The organism is Candidatus Culexarchaeum yellowstonense (genome assembly GCF_024707025.1).
In the GTDB taxonomy this organism is placed as follows: domain Archaea; phylum Thermoproteota; class Methanomethylicia; order Culexarchaeales; family Culexarchaeaceae; genus Culexarchaeum.
On record NZ_JANGFQ010000057.1, the window covers coordinates 1 to 9,205 of the forward strand.

The window sequence follows — 9,205 nt, forward strand, 5'->3', positions numbered from 1 at the left end:
ATCTGCCTTTTTCGTCACGGGTTTCAAGCCCTTATAGGTATTCTATGAACCCTCTGAGTTTTCGGCTTTTTTGGTTTAATAAGCTTTACTTTACCTTCTTTTTAAAGTCTTTTTCTGTCGATGTGTAATACTGCATATTTACGCATAGAACGACTAGAGGACTGTAGTTGGCTCTCCCTTTATAGCCCCTAACGTTTCCCTCTTCATATACGCGGTTGTCCTTAATATGTAGAAAGTTATGGAATCTCTTTCCTTATCAATTATTTTTGATAATTGATGTTTAAGTCTTAGAAAATTAGCTTCAGTTATTTCACCTTCAAGAACAGAATTTTGAACCCATGTTAAATATCTCCTACAAGTTTTTAAAACCGCATCGACACGTTGGACATTTACATCATAAACTACTATTACATACATATTAAATCACCATTGCGAAACAAAAGGTGTATATTCTTTCTCTCCTATAAGATGCCTCTCCAATTTATATAGCTCAAGTCTTATCAATCTCTGATAAGATACTTTTCTCCTCTGAAGACTTATCGTTTGATTCAATTTTTCATCGTATTTTTCAATAAATGTTCTTCTTCCATTTTCACATAAATAAATGCCACCTAACTCCTTATCGAACGAAGAAGCATCTATCATTCCTTTATTAACAAGAGTAAAGATTAATCTATCCACTATTACTGGTTTAAATATTTCCGCTACATCTAGGTTCAAGGAAAACTTTCTAAAATTTGAAGCATGTAAGAACCCTATACGTGGATCCAAGTGAGTTTTGTAGATCTCTCCTAGAACTGTAACGTATAGTAAACTGTTTCCAAAGCTGATTAGGGCATCTAATGGACTCCTTGGCGGCCTCCTTTCTCTTCTTTCATACTTGAACTCATCGTTTTTCAATATTATGTTGAATGAAAGGTAATACGTCTCCTTGGCTCTACCTTCTACTGCCATAAGTTCCTCAATACTTTTTGTTTTCTCTACTTCCTTTAAATTCTCTTTAATGCTATCGATATAAGACGTAAGTTCTACCCCTCGGTTTTTGTAGTAGGTCAGGTTTTTAAACATGTTCAAAAGAGCCCCCTCTACAAATTTACGCGCTAATATCAATCGTTTTGCAACATCTATGTAATGTTCACATTGTTTAATAGCCATATAACCAGAGTTGTAATGAGTTCTTGGGTAAAAACTCCCCATATAATATCCATAGTAGTTAAAAAAGTGAAGCGCGATTTCATTTATGGACAGGAATTCTAAAAGCCTCTTATTGAACGACAACTCACCAAATATGTATATAGAAGAAACATTAGAGGCCGGGATAAATTTCTTATGTCCATTGCTGATAAAACATAAGGTATTCTCTTCCCTTTTAAGTTCACCGCTACTAAAAATGAAGAGATTCCTTTTCATATCAAACCCAACAGAAATCTTTATACGCGCATTTCCTACAATAAGGAATTCTAATAGGCTCTGGTGGCTTTTCTGCGTTAATTATCTTCTTTATCTCATTCAATGCATCCATAAGTGCATTCTTATTTTCTTTATCAAGAAAAACCACTATTCTCTTCCTCTCTTTGGGTATTCTTATCTCACCCTGCATCTTCAAACCCATTTCCTCCAACCTGTAAAGGTAATAAAGAAGCTGAAACTTAGCCGCTCGTAAGAACCTTGAAGATGTTTTAACTTCACAAACCACATTATTTTCCCTCATCAATATATCTAGCTTTATCCCCTCTAATGAAACCTCCTTCTTCATCCGCTGGTAAAACATCTCATGAACAGCTCTACCCATCTCCAACAAGGAGAAGTCTTCATCAGGTGTTATTTCCCGGCTCATTAGCCAAACTTCTCTTTTACACGTAAAATAATACCATATAAGGGTACCTGTAATTGCCCGTTCTTGTGCTATATAGATTTCATCACTTACCATATATAATCTTCACCATAACCTTCATTTTCCTGAAGAAAACCTGTTTCTCTGTCATAATAAGCTGATAATACATCTCTTGGCACATGGTATATTCCAATTTTCGGTACTATTTCATCTAGTGAGTTTACTCTCTCACTAGGCCACACATTAACTACATAGTCTTCAAGATCAATACGCAACTTCCTTAACTCAGCTTTATATTCGAATAGATCATCCATTTTTATTGATGCGAGGTTATTCAATGCTTTCCTAAATTTATCCAAAACGGCCACAGCATCATCGTTGACTTCCACAAATATGGAAACTTTAGGTTCCTCCCTAATGAGTGAGAAACCAGATAAGTTACTATACGCGAGGTTTCTTATGTAATCCAGATATTTGGATCCCACATTGCATGAATCTAAAACTTTAACATAATAATCGTTTATAAGATTTAAAATTTCCCGTTCTTCAATAATAGGTTTCTTTCTGAGTGTATTAATTGTAAGATTAGGCAATATTTTCCCATAGATCTTCTCAGCCTCAGGTCTCCCCTCATTATCTATAATCCTAATTACATGCATTTGCGATCCGGCTTCACGCCTCCAGTTTCTGTTACATCTTCCAGCCACTTGGATAATAGAGTCTAAAGGCCCTACATCTCTAAAAGCTACGTCAAAATCTAAGTCTACCCCAGCTTCAACAACCTGGGTTGAGACAAGTATAACCTTCCTACCCTCTCTCAGTATGTCTCTGATTAAATTCACCCTTCTCCTCCGTTCACTAGGCACTATACTAGTAGAAAGGTAGGCGAGGATAGGTTTTGATGGATCCTTAATAGCATCCGCCTCATTTGTGGAACCAAGTCTAACGGCTTTTCTCCCTAATTTAGCAGAAATTCCATTATAAACAACCTTTGAGGTTTTAATCGTATTCAGAACTATAAGTGCTGAGGATTCCCCATCCCATTTTAAGAAGAAAAATTTAACAGCTTCCTCTGGAGACATTTCCATATTCACATGCGAAATTATGGTAAATCTGTTTAATCTCTCAAAGAAAGCCTCATAACTTGGCACTACTTCATAATCTCCACGGAATATTACTGGTCTTGTTGCGGTCATCATTATTATTCTTACGTTAAAAAATCTAGTAAGTTTAGTTAAAACCTCCTGTATAAGTTTCCAACTCTCAAGTGGAATTGCTTGTATCTCGTCTAATATTATTATGGAATTCGCGAGGTTATGGAGTTTCCTCAACGATGAGCCTCTATTTCCAATAATAGAACCAACTAGTTGCTCAAATGTTGTCACTATGACTTCGGAATCCCAAGCGTCCGTTAATAAAAGTATTTTGTCAAGCGGTATATCTTCACCTTGGAATTTGCCTTCAGGAAAAGCGAGGTGGTGGTGTTTAAGCAATATGTCAACTGTGACTTTGCCGAAGTGCTGTGAAAGTACATTGTTGAATACTGAGTAGGTCTGTTCTATAATATTGATAAATGGTAGAGAATAAATAATCCTTGGATTTTCCCCATTTATTGATAGAACTTCACGGATTCTTAGAGCGATGTAAAAGCCGAGGATCGTTTTCCCACTTCCAGTTGGCGCTGTAATGGTTATTATTTTGGGTAGAGGACGCTTGGATAAGATGTGTTCTAGATTCTTTTCAGATAGAGCGAATATCTCCTCTCTTAATACGTCTATTGGACGATTTAACCCGCTAAACTTTTCCTTTCGATAAGATTTCACCACACCTGTTGAGAGCTTCTCATATCTACGTCCAATACTGATGTTTTCATAAACTCTTCCAGCATCTTTTCTATCAGCGTCTACAAGTGACGAATACAATAATAAAATTGTGAAGTAGTTTCTCCATTTGCTCTCCTCATCCCATAGAAGATGGTCTGAACAATTTAAAACAGTTTTAACCTCATCTATGCCTTTATCTGGATCGCTTAAGAATTCTAATGAATCCTCTAAATCTATTTCCTTAAACTCATCCTTAATGAATTGAAGGTTCCTTTTTATCGAGTTTATTTGGTGAAATATCAGTGGTTCATCAAGAAACTTAACCATTTCATACAATTTACTGAAACTTTCTATAAAACCGTGGTGACGATCCACACAAAGGAATGCTACTAAAGATAGGAATGGATCACCTAGTCTTCTATTAAGAATCCATGAGGATAAGATTGCAGATAACCTTGAGTGAGTAGATAAACGACCTTTAACTTTTTCACCACGTAAGTACCTCTGAAAGAAGTCTGTGTATTTTGCAAAGTCATGCGTCTTTCCTATTAATCTAGCGGTTTCTATTAGTTTTTTATCGTATACACAATTCTCAATATACTTAGCACAGAGCTCACCAACATCTCTAAGATGATTCTTGAGAAAGATGTTTGGGTGAGAGTAAAAAATATTACATGAATGTGCCAATTATTTCCTCCCCATCCACTTTGCATTTAAAAGCAAATCCATCAATTTTAACTTTTATTGGTTTTCCTGATTCTTCATAAATATAACTCTCCATCCTTCTTAAAGTTCTATTCTCAAAGAAGTCAGCTGGAACAAGTTCCTCTCTATAAATTCTTAATTCCTTCTCTGGTTCTATAGTCTTGACCATTGAAACTGGTATGATTGTAGAAACGCGTATTTCTCCTTTAGGTTGGAAAAATTCTGCCTTTACATTACCTACATAGGTAAGCGTGACTAGGTTATTAGCAGTGCCGAAGGATGGAGGATAATAAAACTTTTTTGAGCGCAATCTATCATCTAAACGCTCCATTAGATAACCATCTTCATGGTGAAGAAATATTCTATAATGTATTTCAGATAGAATTCGTCCATCAGCTGTTATTAACTCTAAGCGGATCTGTGCTGGCTCACCCCACCATCTAAGTGTTCTTTTGAAATAATTAATAGCTTCATCATCCGTCATTAAGTAATTAACGACTTGTATAAGTCGTCTAACTGGCTTCATTAATTGAAGAGCTATCTTGCATCTTTCAGAAGAAAATTCTTTATAATATTCATCCCTATTATAGCCAAGGATACCAGCTACTAAGCCACATAATGTGGTTCTTGGTGGAAAAGTATAACTAAGAGCACTTGTTGTGGAAAAGTGTTTTCTAAAATGTGCAAGATAACCAGTAAGGTCAAAAATTATCAATGTTTTAGCCCCTAAAACTAAGCCATGTATCGAGCGATTATTCTCTGTATTTCAGCATTACTTAAATTATGAGGCAAAACCCTGACGTACCCCTCACCTAGTTTGCTGATTAACTCTTTTTTCAGAAACTCCATTTCTTCGCTACAATTAACATAGACCATAGATATTAGATCTTTGCTTTTACAAAGAACGTCAATCAGCTTATCAAACTTTGGATTAACGTCTCCAAATCCTCTTACTGGCTCCTTAATATCGACGCCTATAAACCTTCTTAGATCACCAAGTAATGTTTCAGAATCTTTATATTTAATCCTCAGGTATAGATGCGGCCTCTCTCCTATTTTACTTCTAGTTGTAGGTTCAGTTATTAGCGATCTCCACAAAATATCATCTAGAACCATTAAATCTTCCTCTCCTAAACCAGTTTGCAAGGCTCTATTACCACTAACAACTCCATAAAAGGTTATCAGCGAATAATATAAACGCCAATCTTTTCCCATTGTTCCATATTGTTCTGCAGCTTCCCTACCGCTGAAGATAGATGTTATAGTAGATGACTCAACAATTTCTACTGGGTGAAGAGAGAAACCCCACGTAAATTGAACTGGGCCTATAAATGTTCTCTGTGCTCCTCTTCCCTCTCCAGCTCCTATGGGTACAACCGCACCGAATAATCTAGCATCTATACATCGCTTAGGAACTTCTTCAGCCAGCTTCTCTATTTCTACTCTCTTCCTATCTTTCACCTCCTTTACTTTTACATCTACTTCCTCGGGGGCTATGCCTTCATGACCGAAAAGCGCCACCCTTTGATCCGCCCTAACGCTTTTTCCAGAAACTTTTGTAACGAAAATATATTGCTCGCCAAATCTTGTCGCTATAAAGTCTCTGAAGAATCTTTTTAACCTTACATCGGAAACTAGATTTACACGAGTCTTCGGATCAATTCTTGGTCTATTCTCCTCATCTGGATCCCCATTGGGATTACAGTTTTTCGCTTCATATATTAGGAGTATTTCACTATTCGGTAACTTGCTCATATTCTCCCCCACCAGTGATCGCACGAAGTGTTGAATAGGCATATCCTGAAAGTACATAAAAAGTATTATCTAACGGATTTTTAAGATTATTTATATTTTTGTCAATCAGCTTCTTAGCTTGAGCGTAAATGGCTTCATTGAACTCGAGTATCCTATAATTCCTAAGTCCTTCAAGCACAACATTTGTAAGCCACTTAATCTTCTCAGGAGCCATACCGTCAAAGTCTATTTTATCGAGAATAGACTTTTTCCTATCACCCTTCTTAAACTGTTCAACACCAATTCTGCCAACTAACACACCTAATAAAAATAATCCAATCTGCCAATCAGAGTAACCTTGCTCATTGCAGAAATCAGCAATATTTTTATCAATACCTTCAAGAGCCAAATATCCTCCCCACCTTTCCACATCAATAATCCTTAACTCAACTAAAAGATTTAACAGCAAATTATATAAGAGTAACCCTTTACAAATCTCCTCCTCTCTTTTTTCTCTATCAACTTCTCTTACATTATATCCACCGTAGTTTCCAAACCTATGTATCCGCACATAAAGCAAAGCTCTTTCAATTATATGCTCCTTAGGATAGTAGGCACCAGTAAGTATAGCGTTAAACAATTCGATAAGGTATTTCCCTCCAACTCTCGTAAGAGGAAATATTCTGCTTATTTTTTCAAATCCAATAAACCATTGTTCCACCCCATTAGCAAAATACGGGAAATATCTAGCCATTTTCCTCGCCAATTTTCCAGAAACATTGCTTATTTCAACGAATCTTGTTACTGGAACATCCGGTATAAGGCCCTGAAATATGAATTGAGATTGCTGAGATTGACCAAAAATAATGTTAACGATATAGGGAAAGATGCCTAATCTGCTGGATACTATGCTCAATTTTTCTTCAATTTCTCTTAATTTCTCAAAACCATTATATGAGTTAGCCGCTTCAAAAAGATTTTTACAATATGCAATAATATCGAAGTCGGTTTTCTCACTGAGAAGTGTAGGTACTATCCATGCATTTAAATCTCCAACTTTAACGGATAAATGCTTATTTATAAAGTTCATTCCCAGCATTAATTTTTCTCTACATTCAAAGCAGATGGCATGAGTTTTTAAGAGAGAATCTTCACTTTTACTTACGCCTGAAAGGAAACCAGCTTTATCTATAACGTAGATTCCTAAAAATGTCCCCTTAGGATAATCTGGATTAATGAGCACCTCACCTTCCCTATTGCAAATATGACATTTCCCATACCTAAGGGGATATTTAGGAGTTTTCTCATACCTGATTATGTGGCGAAGAAGCTTCAAATAGCCTGGCTCTTTAGCTAAGTCAATAATCTTCTCGCCTTTCTCTATAGATATCGTACATAATGTGATCTCTTTCAGTTTGACCCCCTTCTTACTGCAAACTTCTTCAAATTTCGGAATTAAATTCTCCTTGCCAGTGAAAAATGAATCTCTTAAATCCCTAAGATACCGATATAACTTTTCCATTTCTTTATCGCTGAGGAGACCTCTTTCCTCAACATATTTCAAGATAGATCCAATACTCCACTTGTGTTTTTCCTCAGGATCAAGTAGATATTTTGGGTTATTGGTTGTGAGCCTCAAATGAGGTGTATTACCACGCGGGTTACCAATCCACAGGAATTCCTTGGCTTTTTCCTCAGCCATATCGCCTTTACATTCAAAGAGTTCACAGTCCAACGTATGATTGTCCATGTTAAATACAATCTTCGCTCCATACCCCTCTCTCACCTGTTCTATGGGAATATCCCCCATGCCTTGCTCCTTCAAACGCTCTCCAATCTTGAGGATAGACTCAAACATACTATACCACCTCAAACATCCCGAATCCTTCAGAGTTCTTTGCTCCCAGTCCAGCATCATAGGTGCATCTCATCAATATGATAGGTCCTCTAAGTAGAAAGTCGCCGTACCACCCTTTTATGACCGTTCCCTTGAATATGATCACGCTTTCCCTCACCCTTAAGGGAACCATCTCCAAACTCGATATTATTTTTCTCTGTTTCAATAATAAAAGCTTTTTCTTAGCATTTTCATCTATTAACTTTGAAAATTCCTTTTCAAATGGAGAATAATAGTATGTTTTCTTCTTTCCATCTGAAGCATATAATGTACTGTATACAGTCACTGGAGATAGCATCTTAATCTTTACCTCTTTAGATATTTTAGGTTCTTTTGGAAATCTAGCCTCCACTATATTCAATTTATTGTTCCCAATAATCATGTAACCGCGCTTCAATATGGAATTAGTAAGATCCTTTACAAATCTTTTAATAGGAGAAGATATCCACAATTCAACTTCACCTTCGAATGATATATTCATATTGTTTCTTTTGTAACGTCCGAATAGTCTAGAAAACGTAAAGAGCTTAAACGACCGCTTACCATATAGAAAGCCCCTTTCGTGAAGGAAGTTAGAAAGGGTCGGCGAGATACTATTATAAATGGCTGCTTGAACCAAATGATTATACTGCTGAGGAAGATTGATTAAGTCATCGTTAGAATCACGGAGCTTTAGTACGACCCGCATACTTCTCAAAAGAAAATACCTTTAAAGAAATAAAAGCATTAATGATTTCGCAACAAAAGATAATCTTCAATTAGCATTTTGTAACATTCCCATTCGATCCGTATGGCTTTCCACCAACCTACGCCAATGAAAATATAAGTGAAAGTATATGGTCATGGTAGTTGCAACTTAGGTTCTTAAGCTTTCTTACACTTAAGTTAAGTGGTAGTATACCAGTAGCCACAGGTTTTCTACTGGGATACGTAATATCAATTTTCGCAGATAACAACGGCAACCACAGGTGTAGGTTTATACTCTTAGGAATGAAGTTGGGAAGTATTACGCTTTTATACTAAAATTCTCCACAATCTTGTAGCCTGATATGAAAAGGATGGCATATCTTACTTTACAGTTTTGCGGAGGCTCTACACCATAGCGTTTCAGCCAGTTCTCTGTGTAAGAGTCGATTGCTCTAATTATCCTCGAATGCGCCTCCTCCATACTCTCCGCATACTCGCATATCCTTAAGACGCCTCTACCCAAGC

The 9,205-nt window shown here is 36.5% G+C and carries 9 protein-coding genes; all 9 read right to left on the minus strand.

The window, feature by feature from the left end:
- Positions 1-153: 153 nt before the first annotated feature.
- The gene (cas2, locus tag MRT15_RS07160) at positions 154-417 is read right to left on the minus strand and encodes a CRISPR-associated endonuclease Cas2 (RefSeq protein ID WP_304329273.1); all 264 of its coding nucleotides are present in this window, start codon (positions 415-417) and stop codon (positions 154-156) included.
- 6 nt (positions 418-423) lie between these two features.
- Complete coding sequence (gene cas1b, locus MRT15_RS07165; RefSeq protein WP_304329275.1) at positions 424-1,410, minus strand: type I-B CRISPR-associated endonuclease Cas1b; 987 nt, start codon at positions 1,408-1,410, stop codon at positions 424-426.
- A gap of 1 nt (position 1,411) precedes the next feature.
- Positions 1,412-1,930, minus strand: coding sequence for a CRISPR-associated protein Cas4 (gene cas4 / locus MRT15_RS07170; protein WP_304329276.1), 519 nt, complete (start codon positions 1,928-1,930; stop codon positions 1,412-1,414).
- Positions 1,924-4,344 (minus strand): CRISPR-associated helicase Cas3', encoded by a 2,421-nt coding sequence (gene cas3 / locus MRT15_RS07175; RefSeq protein WP_304329278.1) that lies wholly within the window; start codon positions 4,342-4,344, stop codon positions 1,924-1,926. Before cas3 ends, cas4 begins: the two co-directional genes overlap by 7 nt.
- Positions 4,328-5,077, minus strand: a complete 750-nt coding sequence (gene cas5b / locus MRT15_RS07180; protein WP_304329280.1) for a type I-B CRISPR-associated protein Cas5b — start codon at positions 5,075-5,077, stop codon at positions 4,328-4,330. Before cas5b ends, cas3 begins: the two co-directional genes overlap by 17 nt.
- A gap of 17 nt (positions 5,078-5,094) precedes the next feature.
- Positions 5,095-6,117 carry a type I-B CRISPR-associated protein Cas7/Csh2 gene (cas7b, locus tag MRT15_RS07185; protein ID WP_304329282.1) on the minus strand — a complete coding sequence of 341 codons (1,023 nt, stop codon included), beginning with the start codon at positions 6,115-6,117 and terminating at the stop codon, positions 5,095-5,097.
- Complete coding sequence (gene cas8b / locus MRT15_RS07190; protein ID WP_304329284.1) at positions 6,098-7,954, minus strand: type I-B CRISPR-associated protein Cas8b/Csh1; 1,857 nt, start codon at positions 7,952-7,954, stop codon at positions 6,098-6,100. The genes cas7b and cas8b overlap by 20 nt, the downstream gene beginning before the upstream one ends.
- Position 7,955: 1 nt before the next feature.
- On the minus strand, positions 7,956-8,681 hold the full coding sequence (cas6, locus tag MRT15_RS07195; protein ID WP_304329286.1) for a CRISPR-associated endoribonuclease Cas6: 726 nt from the start codon (positions 8,679-8,681) through the stop codon (positions 7,956-7,958).
- Between the two features lie 318 nt (positions 8,682-8,999).
- On the minus strand, positions 9,000-9,205 hold a 206-nt coding region (locus MRT15_RS07200; protein ID WP_304329288.1), incomplete at its 5' end, for a hypothetical protein.

Coding starts and splice junctions, on each gene's coding strand:
- cas7b (WP_304329282.1), bottom strand. CDS start 6,117: ATGAGCAAGTTACCGAATAGTGAAATACTCCTAATATATGAAGCGAAA.
- cas6 (WP_304329286.1), bottom strand. CDS start 8,681: ATGCGGGTCGTACTAAAGCTCCGTGATTCTAACGATGACTTAATCAAT.
- cas2 (WP_304329273.1), bottom strand. CDS start 417: ATGTATGTAATAGTAGTTTATGATGTAAATGTCCAACGTGTCGATGCG.
- cas8b (WP_304329284.1), bottom strand. CDS start 7,954: ATGTTTGAGTCTATCCTCAAGATTGGAGAGCGTTTGAAGGAGCAAGGC.
- cas4 (WP_304329276.1), bottom strand. CDS start 1,930: ATGGTAAGTGATGAAATCTATATAGCACAAGAACGGGCAATTACAGGT.
- cas1b (WP_304329275.1), bottom strand. CDS start 1,410: ATGAAAAGGAATCTCTTCATTTTTAGTAGCGGTGAACTTAAAAGGGAA.